We start from the raw sequence: 15502 nt of genomic DNA on the forward strand, positions 1-15502 counted from the left end.
ACGACGGCGCCGTCGGCTCAGCCGTTCCGCGCCGCGACGGCCAGCAGCTTCTCCAGCAGCGGGAGCGGCGACGACCCGGGCGACCGGATGGCGCGCAGCTCGCGGACGAAGCGCAGGCCCTTGACCGGGACGCGGACCAGCCGGCCGGCGGTGAGGTCGTCCCGGACGGCCAGGATGCTGAGCACCGCCGGCGCCGCACCCGACGCGACGGCCGTTCGCACCGCCGCGGTGGTCGGGAGCTCGGCCAGCGGGGTGGCGATCTCGTGCCCGGCGTCGGTCAGGAGCTGCTCGGCGCTGAGCCTGGTGCCGGAGCCCTTCTCGCGGGTGACGAGCGGCGTGCGGGCGAGCTCGGCGGCGGTCACGCCGCGTCGTCGGGCCCAGGGATGCTGCGGCGCGACGACGGCGACGAGCTCGTCCTTCGCGACCGTGGTGGTGACCAGGCCGGGGATCTCTGTCGGCGTCTCCACGAACCCGAGCTGGTGGCTGCCGTCGGCGACCAGCTCGATGGCGTGCGCACTGTTCGTCGCGGTGACCGAGATCGCGTGCTCGGCGGCGTCCTGCCCCCGGAGCGTCATGAGCCAGCGGGGGAGCAGGTACTCCGCGACCGTGAGGCTCGCGGCGATCACCAGGGGTCGTGCGTGACCGGCGGTGCGCAGCGCGGCAACACCGGCGTCGAACCGGTCGGCCGCCTCGACCGTCTCGGCGGCCCACTGCGCCGCCATCGTGCCGTCGAGGGTGAGCGTGCTGCCGCGCGGCCCGCGGACCAGGAGCGCCACCCCGAGCATGCGTTCCAGCCGGCGCATGCGGGTCGACGCCGCCTGCTGGGTGATGCCCAGCGTCCTGCTCGCGGCGGTGATCGAGCCGACCTCCGCGATCGCCGAGAGGAGCCGGAGCGACGGCAGGTCCACACCGCTCCCAGCTACAACGTGAGGTTGTGGTTCCACAATGAGATCGAGGATACCGGCCGGGTCCGCCGGTAGGGAGACTGAGGCGTATGGCCCGCTTCAGCATCGCGAACGTGACACCGAACTGGTTCGCCTCGGTGATGGGTACCGGGATAGTCGCCAACGCCGCGGTGACGCTGCCCGTGCAGATCCCCGGCCTGCGCCAGGCCGCGGTCGGCGTCTGGCTGCTCGCGTCCGCGATGCTCGTCTTCTTCCTGACCGCCACGGTGCTGCACTGGCTGCGGCACCCCGCCGCCGCGCGCAAGCACCACGCCGACCCGGTGATGGCGCACTTCTACGGGGCCCCGCCGATGGCGCTCCTCACCGTGGGCGCCGGGACGCTCCTGATCGGCCGGGACGTGGTGGGCCTGCAGGCCGCGGTCGCCATCGACGCGGTGCTGTGGACCATCGGGACGGTCGCCGGCCTGGTCAGCGCGGTGGCCGTGCCGTACCTCGCCTTCACGCGGCACCGGAACGCGCCCGACGCGGCCTTCGCCGGATGGCTCATGCCGGTGGTCCCGCCCATGGTCTCGGCCGCGACCGGTGCGCTCCTCCTGCCGCACATCGCGCCGGGGGAGGCCCGCGAGACGATGCTCCTGGCGTGCTACGCGATGTTCGGGCTGAGCCTCGTCGCGTCGCTCATGATCCTGCCCCAGCTCTGGAGCCGGCTGATGCACCACCAGGTGGGCGAGGCCAGGATGGTCCCCACCCTGTGGATAGCGCTCGGTCCGCTCGGCCAGTCGGTCACCGCTGCCGGCCTGCTGGCGGCCCACGCGGGCGGCACGTTCGGGGCCACCTTCGAGCGCGGGCTCGTGTACTTCGCCGTCGTGTTCGGGGTCTCGGTGCTGGGCTTCGCCCTGATGTGGGCGGCCATCGCCGCCGCCGTCACGGTGCGCGCCGCGGTCCACGGGCTGCCGTTCTCGCTCACCTGGTGGTCGTTCACGTTCCCGGTCGGCACCTGCGTGACGGCGACCGCCGGGCTCGCCGCCCACACCGGGCTGACGGCGCTCGCTGTGCTCTCCGTGCTGCTCTTCGCCGGGCTGGTCGTGGCGTGGGCGGCCGTCGCCGTCCGGACCGCATGGGACAGCCTCGGGTGGCGGCCGGCGCCGGTACCGACGCCGGCACCGACGTCGGCGCCGGCCGAGGTGCTCGGCGAGCGCCGCGTGCTGACCACCGTTGGCTGAGGACTATCGGCTGAGCCGACCGCGCGGTCAGTGGACCGCCGTCACCACCCCGGCCGCGGCCGCCCAGGACAGGGCGCGCAGGCCTCCGGACCGGAGGTCGTCGACGTGCGCGGCGAGCTTCGCCGGGTTGTCGTGCTGGAAGCCCTGGCGCACCAGCGTCAGACCGGGGCCGAGGCGGAGGTGCAGCCCCCAGGTCAGATGGGCTATGGCGAAGCCGAGGGCCGCGGCGTGGCGCAGGTCGGTCCCGGCGAGTTCGCTGAGGGCCCGGCCGTAGGTCTCGAGGATCGCCGGCTCGTCCAGCTCGCCGGAGCCACCGAACCCGCGGTAGAGGGAGACGAAGGTGCCGAGGTCGAACCCCACGGGCCCGACGCCGACGTGCTCCCAGTCGATGAGGGCGAGCGTGCCGCGCGGGTCCAGGCCGGCGTTGCGGGGCGTGAGATCACCGTGGACCAGGGTCTTCGGCAGCTCGGCGGCACGTGCGCCCAGGCTCTCGGCGGCGTCCAGGCAGGTGTGCAGGTCGCGGATCTGGTCGGACGTGAACAGCGCCCGGAGCAGCGGGTCGCCGGGCAGCGCCTCGAGGTTCTCGTGGCCCGCCTGGATGTGATGGGTATAGGCGGCATAGCCCTCCAGCTCCAGCCAGGGGGCGTCCAGCAGGCCGGGGCGCAGCACCCCCGGGATGTACAGGAGAGCGGCACGCCTGGCGGCGATCGTCGCGGTGTCGGGGGTCCAGCTCTGCTGCAGGACGGCGCCGATGTCGCGCATCACCACCCAGGTGAAGCCGTGATGGCTGAACACCGTCGCGGCCGGCGGCGTCGTCAGCCCGTTGGGCAGCAGGTCGGAGATGCCGCTGCCGTAGAAGTGCGCCTCGCGGCGGTCCAGCAGGCTGTCGCGTGAGTCGAGCAGGGTGTGGCGGCCCCAGCCCAGGATCTTGACCGCCCACAGGGACGGGCAGGTGTTCGGCGCCGCGATGCTCGCCCGCAGGACCGCTGCCTGACCGAGGCCGGTCGACTGGTCCACGACCGAGAGGACTCGCGCGCCCGCGCCCCAGGGGCCGTCGTGGGAGGCCAGCGCGGCCTCGATCGTGTCGGCGTCGGGCAGCACACGCTCGGTCATCGGGTTCCTCACGGCAACGGCGCTGTGGAGTTTCGGACGAAGCACATCCGACCACGGCCGGGCGAAAAATGCGCATTTCATTCTTGATGTGGCGGGATCCCGCGACCGGATCTCGCGACCCATGTCGAGAAACCGGCGGCGGCTCCGTCCCAGGGTCAGAAGCGGCCGCACGGGCCGGACCACAACCCGAGGAGCGACACCGATGGAACAGAACGAGATCACCGAGGTCCTGAACCACCCCTACAGCCAGGAGCTGCTGGCCCGCGACATCACCCGCCTGGCCTACGTGGCCAAGGACGGCACGCCGCGCAACGTCCCCATCGCGTTCGTCTGGAACGGCTCGACGATCGTCATGTGCACCACGAGGAACGCTCCGAAGCTGGCGAGCCTGGCGGCGAACCCGACGGTCGCGCTGACCATCGACACCGAGGTGCACCCGCCCAAGATCCTGCTGATCCGCGGGCGGGCGGAGCTGGACGACGTGGACGGCATCCCGGACGAGTACCTGACGATGAACACCAGCTATGAGATGACGGCGGAGCAGCGGGTCGAGTGGGAGAAGGAGGTCCGTTCGCTCTACGACGGGATGGTCCGGGTGGCCGTGACCCCGACGTGGGCGAAGCTGATCGACTTCGAGACGACCCTGCCGACCGCGGTCGAGGAGCTGATCCGTGAGCGTGCGGAGCGCCAGCGGGCGTGACGGCCTTCGCTTCAGAAGGCTTCCGCGTGCCGTAACCCCCGGGGTAATGGTCGCCTGAAGCCTGGGAACGTGGGTCGGTTCGCGGTCGTAAAAAGGATCGCGGACAGGTCGCGCGGGGAGGTTGGATCGGCTCATGGCGGTCATCATCAGCAAGCCCGGGACCGACGAGCTGAGCGACGTCGTCGACACGCTGCGCGAGTGGCAGGACGACGCCGCACCGGTACAGCTGCATCCGGGGGACGTGGGCTGGTTCTGGAGGTTCGGTGCTCGGCGGACCGCCGAGGCCCTGCGGACCTGGAGCCGGGACGGGCGGGTGCTCGCCGTCGGCCTGCTCGACGGCGCCACGGTCCTGCGGCTGACGACGGCGCCCGACGTGCGGCGCGACGAGGAGCTCGCGCGGCAGCTGGTGGCGGACGTGACAAAGCCGGAGCACGGGGTGCTCCCCGAGGGAGCGGTGAACGTCGAGGCGCCGTCCGACGCCCTGGTGTACGACCTGCTGGCGGGCGAGGGCTGGGGCGCCGACGAACCGTTCACCCCGCTGCTGCGTGACCTCACCGAGCCGGTCGAGGACGCCGGCGTGCGGGTCGAGGTGGTCGGGCCGGACCGGGTGAGCGAGCGCACCGCGGTGCAGCGTGCGGCGTTCGACGGCTCGACGTTCACCGACGAGCGATGGCACGCGATGGCGGCCGGGCCTCTCTACGCCGACGCGCGGTGCCTGCTCGGCTACGACGGCGCGGGCGAGGCCGTGGGGGCGATCACGGTGTGGTCGGCCGGGCCGGGGAAGCCCGGGCTGATCGAGCCGCTGGGGGTGTACCCGCACCAGCGCGGTCACGGCTACGGCACGGCGCTCACCGTCGCCGGGGCGGACGCCCTGCGCGGGCTGGGGTCGTCGAGCGCCCTCGTCATGACCGAGAGCACCCGCGTCGCTGCCGTCGCCACCTACATGTCGGCCGGTTTCGAGCGCCTCCCCGAGCGTCTGGACCGTCGCCGGGCCGGGTGACCGCTCACTCGCCGGCATCCGGGCAAGGTCGCCGAGCAGGGGGCGTCACCGTGTGGTCAGTACCTCGACACCCAGCGCTCTGATCTGCTCGACGACGGCGTCGTGCGGGTCCGCGTCCGTGATGACCCCGCTCACCTTCTCCCAGGGCAGCACCCGGAACCGTGAGGCGGTCCCGATCTTCTCCGACGACGCCAGGATGTACGTCTCCGCTGCCCGGGCGGACAGGGCCCGCTTCATCGCGGCTTCCTCTGCGTCTCCGGTGGTCAGGCCTGCCTCGGGGTGTACGCCGGTGACGCCGATCAGGCAGATGTCGGCGGAGACGTTCTGCGCCGCCTCGACCGCGGCGGCACCGTAGGCCACCGCCGAGTGCTTGAAGACCCGGCCGCCGAGCAGGAAGATCTCCGCCTGTGGATGGTCGAGCAGGGCGACGGCGATGGTCGGGCTGTGCGTGATGACGGTGCAGGCGAGATCCGGCGGGAGCGCCTGGGCCACGGCGAGGGCGGTCGTCCCGCCGTCGAGAATGAGCGCCCCGCCGGGGCGCACGAGCCCGGCGGCGAGCGAGGCGACCTCGCGCTTGCTGTCCGGGGCCACGCTCTGCCGCGCCGCGTAGCCGACAACGGCCGGCGAGACGGGGAGCGCGCCGCCGTAGACCCGCTGGACCAGTCCCTCGGCCGCGAGGTCGCGCAGGTCGCGCCGCACGCTGTCCTCGGAGATGCCGAGGTTCGCGGCGACGTCCTTGGCGACGACCTTGCCCTCGCGAGCCAGCAGGCCGAGCAGGTGATCGCGTCGTTCAGCAGCCAGCATCCGTAGTCTCTCCCGTTGTTGCACGTTTCTGCATGTACGGTAGCACCCATGACCGACAAGCCCCTGCTGATCCTGATCGCCGGCCCCTACCGTTCCGGCACCGACGGCGACCCACAGGCCATGGCCGCCAACCTCGCCCGCCTCGAGGCCGCCGCATGGCCGGTCTTCGAGGCCGGGCACATCCCGATGATCGGGGAGTGGGTGGCCCTGCCCGTGCTGCGCTCCGCCGGCGCCGGGATCACCGACCCCCTGGCGGACGAGGTCCTGTACCCGGCTGCCGATCGCCTGCTCGCGCACTGCGACGCGGTGCTGCGCCTGCCCGGCGACTCCGCCGGAGCCGACCAGGACGTCGCCATCGCGCGGCGTCGCGGCCTGGCCGTCTACCACGACGTGGCCGAGATCCCCCGTCGCGTGCCGCAGGAGATCGCATGACCGGCTACCCCGGCGGACCGGCGGCTCTGGACGGGCCCCTCGCTGCCGCCCGCATCGATCAAGCGGCATAGCCTGGAGCCGAACCCGACGGAAGGAAGCACCATGTCCCGCGTTCTCATCATCGGTGGCCACGGCAAGGTCGCGCTCCGGCTCGCCCCTCTCCTCGTGGAGCGAGGCGACGTCGTCACGAGCGTGATCCGCAATCCCGACCACCAGGACGAGGTAGCGGCCACCGGAGCGATCCCGCTGATCGCCGACGTCGAGCACCTCGATACCGACGGTCTGACCGCTCTCCTGGACGGGCAGGACGCCGTGGTGTGGTCGGCCGGTGCGGGCGGCGGGAGTCCGGAGCGCACCTACGCCGTCGACCGCGACGCCGCCGTCCGCTCGATGGAAGCCGCGAAGGCGGCGGGCGTATCGCGCTACGTGATGGTGTCGTACCTCGGCGCAGGGCCTGGTCACGGAGTGCCGGAGGACAACTCGTTCTTCGCCTACGCCGAGGCGAAGACGGCGGCCGACGAGCACCTGCGGGCCTCGGACCTCGACCACACGATCCTCCAGCCCGGCCCGCTCACGCTGGAGGAGCCCACGGGACTCATCGAGGTGGCCGACCCGGGCGACGGCAGGGTCTCTCGTGCCGACGTCGCAGCGGTGGTCGCGGCGGTCCTGGCGGACAGCACCACCGTGGGGCGCACCATCGCGTTCGGCAACGGCGGGACGCCGATCGCCGAGGCGGTCACCGCCGTCTGACCGCGGAGGGACGTGACCGGCACGGCGGAGTGCTCACTCCGACTGATCGGTTGACCGCCCTGCGCACAGCTGCCGTTCGGCTGCCCATACGATCGGCAGATGCCTCAGCAGCTGATCGCCGCCGCGCTCGTAGTCCTCACGCTCACGGCCTGTCAGGCCGGCTCCGGTACGGGGCAGGCGGTAGACGACCCCGCAGGTCAGGAAGCCGTATCCGCGACCCTGCCGCCGACGAGCGGGCGGTTCGACTATCAGCTCGGCGCCGCCTACGAGCTCGACGGCGGGCTCGACGTCGTGGTGCGGGACGCGACGGCCGAGCCTGCCGCAGGCGCCTACAACGTCTGCTACGTCAACGGGTTCCAGACCCAGCCCGGCGAGGCCGACCTCTGGCTCGGCGGCAACGAGGACCTGCTGCTGCACGACGCGGCGGGGAAGCTCGTCGTCGACCCGGACTGGCCGGACGAGTACGTCCTGGACCCGTCGACCGAGGCGAAGCGCGCCGGCATCGTCGACATCCTCGGCCAGGTGATCACGGGGTGCGCCGACGCGGGCTTCGACGCGGTGGAGATCGACAACCTCGACACCTGGACCCGGTTCACGGAACCGGCTACCGGCCTGATCGAGCAGGACGCCGCGCTCGCGCTCGCCGGCTCGTACATCGACCTCGCGCACGAGTCGGGCCTCGCCATCGGCCAGAAGAATGCCGCCGAGGCGACGACGGCGGCTCGCGAGCTCGGCTTCGACTTCGCGGTCACCGAGGAGTGCGCGGCCTACGACGAGTGCGGCTCGTACACCGGCGTCTACGGGGAGCACGTGCTCCAGATCGAGTACACGGACAATCTCCCCGAGGGGTTCGACGCCGTCTGCGCCGACCCGGACCGCGCCCCGCTGACGATCCTGCGCGACCGTGACCTGGTGGGTCCGGACGCCGCCGCCTACGCCTACGAACAGTGCTGAACTGCTCGCCCTGCCATTCCCGCCGACAGAAAGCCGCCGCATGAAGATCGTCGACGCCAAGGTCGTCGTCACCTCGCCCGGCCGTAACTTCGTCACGCTCCAGATCACCACCGACGACGGTGTGACGGGGCTCGGCGACGCGACCCTCAACGGGCGGGAGCTGGCCGTCGTCAGCTACCTGCGCGACCACGTCGTGCCGCTGCTGATCGGCCGGGACCCGCACCGGATCGAGGACGCCTGGCAGTACCTCTACCGCGGCGCGTACTGGCGCCGGGGCCCCGTCACGATGGCGGCCATCGCGGCCGTCGACGTCGCCCTGTGGGACATCAAGGCGAAGGTCGCCGGTCTGCCGCTGTACCAGCTGCTCGGTGGCGCCAGCCGGGACCGGATCATGGCCTATGGGCACGCGAGCGGCGCGAGCCTGCCCGAGATCTTCGACTCCGTGCGGGCGATGCAGGAGCGCGGCTACCGCAGCATCCGCGTGCAGAGCGGGGTGCCGGGTCTGCAGTCGGTCTACGGGGTCCACGCCACGGCGTCGGCCGACGGTTCGGCGCCGGACGTGCTCGCCCGGCCCGTGGTCGAGGACTGGGACACCGCCGCGTACCTGCGGTACATCCCGCGCGTCTTCGAGGCGGTCCGCAACGAGTTCGGCCCGGACCTGCCGCTGCTGCACGACGCGCACCACCGGCTGTCGCCGATCGAGGCTGCCCGGCTCGGCAAGGACCTGGAGCCGTACGACCTGTTCTGGCTCGAGGACTGCACGCCCGCCGAGGACCAGGAGGCGCTGCGCCTGGTGCGGCAGCACACGACGACACCGCTGGCCATCGGCGAGGTGTTCAACACCGTGTTCGACTACCAGACGCTCGTCGACGACCGGCTGATCGACTACGTGCGCTCCGCCGTCACGCACTTCGGGGGTGTGAGCCCCCTGAAGAAGCTGTTCGACTACGCCGGCCAGCGCGGGATCAAGAGCGCGATCCACGGGCCGGAGGACATCTCGCCGGTCGGCATGGCCGCGGCGCTGCACCTCGACCTCGCGATCCACAACTTCGGCATCCAGGAGTACTCGGGGCACACCGACCTCACCAACGAGGTCTTCCGCCACGCGTACACGTTCGACGACGGCTACCTGCACCCGGGCGAGGCTCCTGGCATCGGCGTCGAGCTGGACGAGGAGCAGGCCGCCGCCCACCCGTACGAGCCGGGCTACCTCCCGGTCAACCGCCTCCAGGACGGCTCCGTCCACGACTGGTGACCGGCTGACCGCCGAAGTAGAACCCTGGCGAGATAGAACCGTGGCGAGATAGAACCGCAGCGAGGTAGAACCCGACTCGGGTTCTACCTCGCTGCGGTTCTATCTCGCCACGGTTCTACTTCGGCGGGAGGGTCACATCTTCGGCATGAGCACCGCGTCGACGAGGTAGACGGTCGCGTTCTGGGTCATCACGCCACCACAGATCACGTTCGCGTCGTTCACCTTGAGCTCGTCACCGCTGCCGGTGACCTCGAGGGTCTCGCCCTGGACGGTGGTCTGCTCGCCCATGACCTGGTCGGGGGTGAGCTGGCCGGGCACCACGTGGTACGTCAGGATCTGCGTCAGCAGGTCGCTGTCCTTGGACAGGGTGTCCATCGTGGCGGCGTCGATCGCCTTGAAGGCGTCGTCGACCGGGGCGAACACGGTGAACTCGTCGCCGTTCAGGGTGTCGACGAGGTTCACGTCGGGGTTCACCTCGCCGCTCACTGCCGCGACCAGGGTCTTCAGCAGCGGGTTGTTGGAGGCGGCCACGGCGACCGGGTCCGTGGACATGCCGGTGACCGAGCCGGGGCCGTCCGGCACCTGCTCGGCGTAGGCCGCGCAGCCGGGGCCGACGAGGTTGGCGGCCGGGTCGACCATGTCGTCGGTCATCTCGTCCGTGGGCTCCTCCTCGGGAGCCGCGGTCTCCTCGCTCGCCGTCGTCTCGCTCCCGCCGGATGCACCGGCATCCGAACCCGAGCAGGCCGTGAGGCCCAGGAGGGCGATGGCCGTGATGCCGACAGCTGCGTAGGACTTACGGGTACGAACGTTCATCGGTCTCTCCTCGGTGTGGCGTCGCTCCGCGTTCTCACGGAGCGTCTTGCCCGTGGTTCGGAGCCGATCGCCAACCGGATGGGGATGGATGTGCACGAGTTTTTCCGCCGGTCCCGGACGCTCGCCCGACCAATCCGGAACCGCCGGTGTGCCGAACCCGCCACATGGGAACCCTCATCGTCATCGGCCTCCTGGGAGGCCTCATCACCGGAATATCGCCGTGCATCCTGCCGATGCTGCCCGTGATCTTCTTCGCGGGCGGCGTGCAGGGTGCGCGGACACGGGGCGCGGACGGCGCGCGTCCCACTGGCGACGCAGGGGCCGCTGCCGGCGGAGGTACGACCACCGCCGTCCGCACGCGGCGCTCCCTGCGCCCCTACACAGTCATCGCCGGGCTCGTCCTGAGCTTCAGCGTCTTCACGCTGCTCGGCTCCCTGCTGCTCTCGGTGCTGGGTCTGCCCCAGGACCTGCTGCGCTGGGCCGGCATCACCCTGCTCGTCCTGCTGGGTATCGGCATGATCGTGCCCCGGTTCGAGACGATCCTCGAACGACCCTTCCAGCGCATCGCCGTCTTCGGGGCGAAGCGCGGCGCCGCGCGGCAGGACCGGGGCGCGTTCGCCCTGGGCCTCGGCCTCGGCGTGCTCTACGTGCCGTGCGCCGGACCGGTGCTCGCCGCGATCACGGTCGCCGGGGCGACGGGCAACATCGGGGTCGAGACGGTCGCGCTGACCGTGTCGTTCGCCGTCGGCGCCGCGATCCCGCTGCTGGTCTTCGCGCTGGCGGGACGCCGGATCGCCGAGCGGGTGCAGGCCTTCCAGCGCCACACGACGGCGATCCGCACCGGCGGAGGCATCGTCGTCATCCTCCTGGCCATCGCCCTTGCCTTCAACGTGCCCGCGGCGATCCAGCGGCTGCTCCCGGACTACACCGGCGCGCTGCAGCAGCGCATCGACTCCTCGGAGACCGTGCGCGAGGCGCTCGACCTGGGCGGCCTCGTGACCGACGAGAACCGCGAGCTGTCCAACTGCTCGAACGGCGCGCCGGTCCTGGAGGACTGCGGCACCGCACCGGAGATCCGCGGCATCGACCAGTGGCTCAACACGCCGGACGGCAAAGCGCTCCAGCTGGAGGCCCTGCGCGGGCAGGTCGTGCTGGTCGACTTCTGGACCTACTCCTGCATCAACTGCCAGCGGTCCATCCCGCACCTGAACGCCTGGTACGACAGGTACTCCGACGTCGGCGAGGGCTTCGAGGTGATCGGGGTGCACACCCCCGAGTTCGCGTTCGAGCGCGAGACGCGCAACGTGATCCAGGGGGCGAAGGACCTCGGCGTGACCTACCCGATCGCGCAGGACAACTCCTACGCGACCTGGACCGCCTACCGGAACCGCTACTGGCCGGCGCAGTACCTGATCGACGCGGACGGCACCGTGCGGCACATCCGGCTGGGCGAGGGCGGGTACGAGAACACGGAGAAGCTGATCCGCGAGCTCCTGGCGGACGCCGACCCCGGCGTCGACCTGCCGGAGCCCACCACGGTCCAGGACGCGACGCCGCTCGACGAGATCACGCCGGAGACCTACTTCTCCATCAAGCGCGTCATCAACTACTCCGGCGAGCCGAGGTACGCGGCGGGCCGCCAGGAGTTCACGCTCGCCGACGAGCAGAAGCAGGACACCTTCTCGCTCGGCGGCACCTGGGAGGTCGACTTCCAGGGCGCGCGTGCGGTGTCCGACGACGCCCGGGTGCGCCTCGCCTACCGGTCGGCCGACGTCTTCGTGGTCCTCGGCGGGGAAGGGACCGTCGAGTCGACGGTGACCACCGGCGGCCGCTCGACCACCACCAGCATCGACGTCTCGGGCAACCCGAGGCTCTACCCGGTGCTCGAGGGCGACGGGCCGACCGAGGGACTGGTGGACCTCGAGGTCCCGGAGGGCGTGCAGGTCTACACGATGACCTTCGGCTGACGTCTGACCAACGAGTTCGGGTGCGGGACAGGCGCTGGCGCCCGGCTACGTACCCGCGTAGACCAGGCGCACGGTCTGGAGCACGTGCACGCACAGCGCACCGGACTCGTCGGTCACCCGCACCTCGACGAGCACCTGGCGGCCGCTCGACCTGATCGGGGAGGCCGTGGCGACGGCCTGGCCCACCACGGGGCGCAGGAAGTGGGTGGTGGAGTCCACGGTCGCGGGCAGCGCTCCGGGCTCTCCGTTCGCAGCGGCGCAGACGGCGGCGGTGCCGTCGGCCAGCCCCATCAGCGCCCCGCCGTGCAGCCCGCCCCCTACCGTCGACAGGTCGTGCGTGAACGGCAGCCGCCCGACGACGGCCTCCGGCGTGATCTGGTCGAGCTCGACACCGAGCGTCTTGACGAACGGCGCCGCCGCGTAGACCTCGTCAGCGGTCAGGGGCATGGTCTCCTCCTCCGACTTGTTGTAGAGAGTAGTCTCTAGAGACCAGACTCTAACGAGGTGCTGGAGTACCGTCAACGCATGCCCCGCGCGACCCACGACACCTCGGCGATCCTCGACGCGGCAGGCCGGATCCTCGGCGCGGACGGGCCGGCGAAGGTGACGATGGCGGCGGTCATCCGCGAGGCCGGCGTGCCGAGCGGGTCCCTCTACTACCGGTTCCCCGACCGCCCGGCGCTCCTCGCCGCCCTCTGGAACCGCGCGATAGCGAGCTACCACAGCGACGCGTACCCCCTGTTCGACCGGGACCCGGTCGAGGCGGCCGCCGCGCTCGCCGCCTACACCGTGCGGTGGTGCGAGGCCGAGCCGGCGCACGCGCATGTACTGCTCGCGGGCCGCTCGCGGTTCGACGCCGAGGCCTGGCCCGAGGCGGCCCGGGAGGCCGAGGCGGCGGAGAGCGCGCGCTGGAACGAGGCGATCCGAGGCCTGACCCGCCGGGTCCGCGCCACGACGTCGGTGACGACCACCGAGCTCCTTCTTGTCGTCGTCGACCTGCCCTACGCGGCGGTGCGGCGGTACCTGAGCGGTGGCAGGCCGATCCCGCCGGATCTCGCCGACGTGGTCACCGGGATCGTCCGGACCTCGTTGGGCTGACGGCCGCCGCGGGCCCGTCCTCGTGTCGCCGGTCAGGCTCCCGCCGGCTGGTCCAGCTCGAACGAGGCCAGATCCGTGGCGACGCCGTTGACCTGGAGCGCGACGGCGTGCGGGCCCGGGTAGTAGCGGCGGGTCGTGATCGGCCGGAACGAGTGCTCACGGCTGAGCCGCACGTGCTCGCCGGGGGCGAGGGTCCGGGTGGTCAGCTTGAAGGTCTTGGCAGTCAGGGAGCCGTTGGCCTTCTGATGGTGGACGACGTAGTCGATGGACAGCCGAGCCTCCTCGGCGCCGACGTTGCGGACCTCCGCCGTGAACCGGAGCGTGCCGCCGAACGGCACGCGGTCGCCGTCGAGCACCGGGCCGTCGATCTCCAGGGCGGCGGGGCCGAACCCGAGCAGCCCGAGGGCGCCCGGGTGCCCGCGCTTGACCAGCGTGCGGAGCGCGTGCCGGACGAGGCCCTGGGTCGTCGCGACGGGTTCGGCGAGCCAGCGCCCGGCCGTGGCGACCACCAGCTCGGGATGGTCACGGCTGAGGTCGTTCAGGTGGTTGGCGACGGAGCGGCGCACGTAGTCGCTCTCGTCCCGGTACAGGGCGTCGAGGACGGGGACCGTCGTCCCGGGACGTGCGAGCAGCTCCGGCACGCGCACCGCCCAGGGCAGGTACGGGCGCGTGCCCTCGCTGGCCAGCCTGCGCACGTCGGTGTCGTCCGACCGGGCCCAGTCCGCGGCGATGCCGAGGGCGCGGTCCAGGTCGTGGCGCAGGAGGGTGCGCACCGCGAACTCCGCGGTGAGGCGTCCGGTGAGCTCGGCCAGGAGGGCCATCGCGTCGTCGAAGGCGGCGTCCGTCCCCTCCTCAACGGCCCTGGCCGCCACGGCGCTCGTGACGGGCCAGATCAGCCAGCCCGTGAACGGCGTCGCGCCGTCGCGCGCCGCGCGGACCACGCGGGCGAGGTCCGCGTACCCGCCCGGCAGGTCGGCCAGCAGCGCGTCGCGCAGGAGGTCCGCCCGCTCGCGGAGCGAGAGCTCACCGAGCCGGCCGGCCACCGCGGGCAGCGCGTGCAGGGCGACGCCCGGTGCCGCCGCGGCCACGGCCTTGGTGAGGGTGGTGGCCGTGCGGTCACTGATGAGCTGGTCGGCGAACGGCATGCGGTTCCTTCTCGACGAGGGCGGACGTGTCAGAGGCTCAGGTCACCATGGTGACCTGAGCCTCTGACACTGGCGCTCGACGAGCTCAGGCGATCGTGGTGTCGACCGTCACCGGGATGTTGCCGCGCGTCGCGTTCGAGTACGGGCACATGGCGTGCGCGCCCTCGACCAGCTTGTCGGCGGTCTCCTGGTCCACCCCGGCGACCTCGACGTGCAGCGCGGCGCTCAGGCCGTAGCCGCCGCCGTCCAGCGGTGCGATACCGACCTCGGCGACCACCGCGGAGTCGTTGATCTGCACCTTGTGCGCGGCGGCCACGGACTTCAGCGCGCTGTGGAAGCACGCAGCCCAGCCGGCGGCGAACATCTGCTCCGGGTTGGTGCCCCCGCCCGGGCCGCCCATCGCGGTCGGGATGGCCAGGTTGAGGTCCAGCACGCCGTCGTCGGACACGACCTGGCCTCCGCGGCGGCCGTCGCCGGTGGACGTCGCGACCGCGGTGTAGATGCTGTCAGCCATGTTGTGCTCCTTCTCGAGGCCGGTGCGCGTGCGGCGCCGACCATGTAGACGAACTAGTACGTCTACCGTAAGGGGTGAATGTGGCTCGACACAAGTAGCGGTCCGAACGGGGTCGCGGGCAGGACGGGTCGAGCCCGCCGCCACGTGAGGTGGCGGCGGGCTCGATCAGGTCGATCGGGGTGCGGTCTACGCGGGAGAGCCGGCCCGGGCGGCGTCGACCACTGCGAAGATCGCGCGCTCCAGGGCGCCGCCCACCCGGGACGGGTCGTCGAGGTAGCCGGTCAGCATGGCGCCGTCGCGCAGCATCATCAGCTCGTCGGCCGCCTGCTCGGGGTCGGCCACGCCCAGCTGCCCGGCCATCGCGGCGAAGGTCTGCCGGTACCAGGCGCGGTGCTCCGCGACGATCTTCCGGACCGGGCTGTCCGGGTCGGCGTACTCGGCGGCCGCGTTGATGAACGAGCAGCCGCGGAAGCCCGGGCGGCACGTCTCGGTGCCGACGGCGCGGGCGAACCGGCGGAGGGCCTCGGCGTCGTCGCCGGTGGCCGCGCGCACGCCGTCGAGCGCCTGGCGCTCCCAGCCTGCCTGTCGTTCGAGGTAGGCCACGACCAGCGTGTCCTTGGTGCGGAAGTGCCGGTAGAACGTGACCTTCGTGATCCCGGCACGCTCGATGATCTTGTCCGCGCTCACCGCGCGGATCCCCTGCGAGTAGAACAGCTCGGTCGCCGCGTCGAGGATGCGGTCCCGGGTGGTCGGGCCGCCCGATGTGGTGGTGCTCATCGCGCCATCTGCTTCCGTGGTCGTTCCGGGTGATCGGAACGAACAGTCTACG

Annotated in this window: 17 protein-coding genes; 9 read left to right on the forward strand and 8 right to left on the reverse strand. The window is 71.9% G+C overall.

What is annotated here, in order from left to right; all coding sequences use genetic code 11:
- Positions 1-17: 17 nt before the first annotated feature.
- Positions 18-908 (reverse strand): LysR family transcriptional regulator, encoded by an 891-nt coding sequence (locus ACNYC2_RS02015; protein ID WP_419705451.1) that lies wholly within the window; start codon positions 906-908, stop codon positions 18-20.
- 86 nt (positions 909-994) lie between these two features.
- On the opposite strand from ACNYC2_RS02015, the gene ACNYC2_RS02020 reads away from it, so the two are divergent.
- The gene (locus ACNYC2_RS02020; protein ID WP_419705452.1) at positions 995-2128 is read left to right on the forward strand and encodes a TDT family transporter; all 1134 of its coding nucleotides are present in this window, start codon (positions 995-997) and stop codon (positions 2126-2128) included.
- Between the two features lie 27 nt (positions 2129-2155).
- Here the strand turns inward: ACNYC2_RS02020 and ACNYC2_RS02025 are convergent, their stop codons facing one another.
- Positions 2156-3241 carry a phosphotransferase family protein gene (locus tag ACNYC2_RS02025; protein ID WP_419705453.1) on the reverse strand — a complete coding sequence of 362 codons (1086 nt, stop codon included), beginning with the start codon at positions 3239-3241 and terminating at the stop codon, positions 2156-2158.
- Between the two features lie 202 nt (positions 3242-3443).
- Between ACNYC2_RS02025 and ACNYC2_RS02030 the strand changes: the two genes are divergently transcribed.
- Both ACNYC2_RS02030 and ACNYC2_RS02035 read left to right on the forward strand, forming a co-directional pair.
- Positions 3444-3941, forward strand: coding sequence for a pyridoxamine 5'-phosphate oxidase family protein (locus tag ACNYC2_RS02030; protein ID WP_419705454.1), 498 nt, complete (start codon positions 3444-3446; stop codon positions 3939-3941).
- 133 nt (positions 3942-4074) lie between these two features.
- Entirely contained in the window at positions 4075-4941 is an 867-nt protein-coding gene (locus ACNYC2_RS02035) for a GNAT family N-acetyltransferase (RefSeq protein WP_419705455.1), read from the forward strand.
- 45 nt (positions 4942-4986) lie between these two features.
- On the opposite strand, the gene ACNYC2_RS02040 is transcribed toward ACNYC2_RS02035, so the two are convergent.
- Positions 4987-5745 (reverse strand): DeoR/GlpR family DNA-binding transcription regulator, encoded by a 759-nt coding sequence (locus tag ACNYC2_RS02040; protein ID WP_419705456.1) that lies wholly within the window; start codon positions 5743-5745, stop codon positions 4987-4989.
- Positions 5746-5793: 48 nt separating this feature from the next.
- Between ACNYC2_RS02040 and ACNYC2_RS02045 the strand changes: the two genes are divergently transcribed.
- From ACNYC2_RS02045 to manD, 4 genes are all read left to right on the forward strand, one after another.
- A complete protein-coding gene (locus ACNYC2_RS02045; protein WP_419705457.1) occupies positions 5794-6177 on the forward strand; it encodes a DUF4406 domain-containing protein in 384 nt (127 codons plus the stop codon).
- Between the two features lie 102 nt (positions 6178-6279).
- The gene (locus ACNYC2_RS02050) at positions 6280-6927 is read left to right on the forward strand and encodes an SDR family oxidoreductase (RefSeq protein WP_419705458.1); all 648 of its coding nucleotides are present in this window, start codon (positions 6280-6282) and stop codon (positions 6925-6927) included.
- 99 nt (positions 6928-7026) lie between these two features.
- On the forward strand, positions 7027-7881 hold the full coding sequence (locus ACNYC2_RS02055) for an endo alpha-1,4 polygalactosaminidase (RefSeq protein ID WP_419705459.1): 855 nt from the start codon (positions 7027-7029) through the stop codon (positions 7879-7881).
- A 40-nt stretch (positions 7882-7921) separates the two neighbouring features.
- Entirely contained in the window at positions 7922-9136 is a 1215-nt protein-coding gene (gene manD / locus ACNYC2_RS02060; RefSeq protein ID WP_419705460.1) for a D-mannonate dehydratase ManD, read from the forward strand.
- A gap of 132 nt (positions 9137-9268) precedes the next feature.
- Here the strand turns inward: manD and ACNYC2_RS02065 are convergent, their stop codons facing one another.
- Entirely contained in the window at positions 9269-9949 is a 681-nt protein-coding gene (locus ACNYC2_RS02065) for a fasciclin domain-containing protein (RefSeq protein ID WP_419705461.1), read from the reverse strand.
- 164 nt (positions 9950-10113) lie between these two features.
- On the opposite strand from ACNYC2_RS02065, the gene ACNYC2_RS02070 reads away from it, so the two are divergent.
- On the forward strand, positions 10114-11916 hold the full coding sequence (locus ACNYC2_RS02070) for a cytochrome c biogenesis protein DipZ (RefSeq protein ID WP_419705462.1): 1803 nt from the start codon (positions 10114-10116) through the stop codon (positions 11914-11916).
- Between the two features lie 45 nt (positions 11917-11961).
- Here ACNYC2_RS02070 and ACNYC2_RS02075 read toward each other — a convergent pair whose 3' ends face one another.
- Entirely contained in the window at positions 11962-12363 is a 402-nt protein-coding gene (locus ACNYC2_RS02075) for a PaaI family thioesterase (protein WP_419705463.1), read from the reverse strand.
- Between the two features lie 78 nt (positions 12364-12441).
- Between ACNYC2_RS02075 and ACNYC2_RS02080 the strand changes: the two genes are divergently transcribed.
- Positions 12442-13014, forward strand: a complete 573-nt coding sequence (locus ACNYC2_RS02080) for a TetR/AcrR family transcriptional regulator (protein WP_419705464.1) — start codon at positions 12442-12444, stop codon at positions 13012-13014.
- Positions 13015-13046: 32 nt separating this feature from the next.
- Here ACNYC2_RS02080 and ACNYC2_RS02085 read toward each other — a convergent pair whose 3' ends face one another.
- From ACNYC2_RS02085 to ACNYC2_RS02095, 3 genes are all read right to left on the reverse strand, one after another.
- Positions 13047-14159 carry a DNA alkylation repair protein gene (locus ACNYC2_RS02085; RefSeq protein WP_419705465.1) on the reverse strand — a complete coding sequence of 371 codons (1113 nt, stop codon included), beginning with the start codon at positions 14157-14159 and terminating at the stop codon, positions 13047-13049.
- An 85-nt stretch (positions 14160-14244) separates the two neighbouring features.
- The gene (locus ACNYC2_RS02090) at positions 14245-14673 is read right to left on the reverse strand and encodes an organic hydroperoxide resistance protein (protein WP_419705466.1); all 429 of its coding nucleotides are present in this window, start codon (positions 14671-14673) and stop codon (positions 14245-14247) included.
- 186 nt (positions 14674-14859) lie between these two features.
- Positions 14860-15450, reverse strand: a complete 591-nt coding sequence (locus ACNYC2_RS02095; RefSeq protein ID WP_419705467.1) for a TetR/AcrR family transcriptional regulator — start codon at positions 15448-15450, stop codon at positions 14860-14862.
- Positions 15451-15502: the final 52 nt, after the last annotated feature.

Origin of the sequence: Promicromonospora sp. NFX87 (assembly GCF_048564965.1) — a bacterium.
Taxonomy (GTDB): Bacteria; Actinomycetota; Actinomycetes; order Actinomycetales; family Cellulomonadaceae; genus Promicromonospora.

What these genes read in the sequence shown, in the direction of transcription:
- ACNYC2_RS02020 (WP_419705452.1), top strand. Translation starts at nt 995, where the DNA reads ATGGCCCGCTTCAGCATCGCGAACGTGACACCGAACTGGTTCGCCTCG.
- ACNYC2_RS02025 (WP_419705453.1), bottom strand. Translation starts at nt 3,241, where the DNA reads ATGACCGAGCGTGTGCTGCCCGACGCCGACACGATCGAGGCCGCGCTG.
- ACNYC2_RS02030 (WP_419705454.1), top strand. Translation starts at nt 3,444, where the DNA reads ATGGAACAGAACGAGATCACCGAGGTCCTGAACCACCCCTACAGCCAG.
- ACNYC2_RS02035 (WP_419705455.1), top strand. Translation starts at nt 4,075, where the DNA reads ATGGCGGTCATCATCAGCAAGCCCGGGACCGACGAGCTGAGCGACGTC.
- ACNYC2_RS02040 (WP_419705456.1), bottom strand. Translation starts at nt 5,745, where the DNA reads ATGCTGGCTGCTGAACGACGCGATCACCTGCTCGGCCTGCTGGCTCGC.
- ACNYC2_RS02045 (WP_419705457.1), top strand. Translation starts at nt 5,794, where the DNA reads ATGACCGACAAGCCCCTGCTGATCCTGATCGCCGGCCCCTACCGTTCC.
- ACNYC2_RS02050 (WP_419705458.1), top strand. Translation starts at nt 6,280, where the DNA reads ATGTCCCGCGTTCTCATCATCGGTGGCCACGGCAAGGTCGCGCTCCGG.
- ACNYC2_RS02055 (WP_419705459.1), top strand. Translation starts at nt 7,027, where the DNA reads ATGCCTCAGCAGCTGATCGCCGCCGCGCTCGTAGTCCTCACGCTCACG.
- manD (WP_419705460.1), top strand. Translation starts at nt 7,922, where the DNA reads ATGAAGATCGTCGACGCCAAGGTCGTCGTCACCTCGCCCGGCCGTAAC.
- ACNYC2_RS02065 (WP_419705461.1), bottom strand. Translation starts at nt 9,949, where the DNA reads ATGAACGTTCGTACCCGTAAGTCCTACGCAGCTGTCGGCATCACGGCC.
- ACNYC2_RS02070 (WP_419705462.1), top strand. Translation starts at nt 10,114, where the DNA reads ATGGGAACCCTCATCGTCATCGGCCTCCTGGGAGGCCTCATCACCGGA.
- ACNYC2_RS02075 (WP_419705463.1), bottom strand. Translation starts at nt 12,363, where the DNA reads ATGCCCCTGACCGCTGACGAGGTCTACGCGGCGGCGCCGTTCGTCAAG.
- ACNYC2_RS02080 (WP_419705464.1), top strand. Translation starts at nt 12,442, where the DNA reads ATGCCCCGCGCGACCCACGACACCTCGGCGATCCTCGACGCGGCAGGC.
- ACNYC2_RS02085 (WP_419705465.1), bottom strand. Translation starts at nt 14,159, where the DNA reads ATGCCGTTCGCCGACCAGCTCATCAGTGACCGCACGGCCACCACCCTC.
- ACNYC2_RS02090 (WP_419705466.1), bottom strand. Translation starts at nt 14,673, where the DNA reads ATGGCTGACAGCATCTACACCGCGGTCGCGACGTCCACCGGCGACGGC.
- ACNYC2_RS02095 (WP_419705467.1), bottom strand. Translation starts at nt 15,450, where the DNA reads ATGAGCACCACCACATCGGGCGGCCCGACCACCCGGGACCGCATCCTC.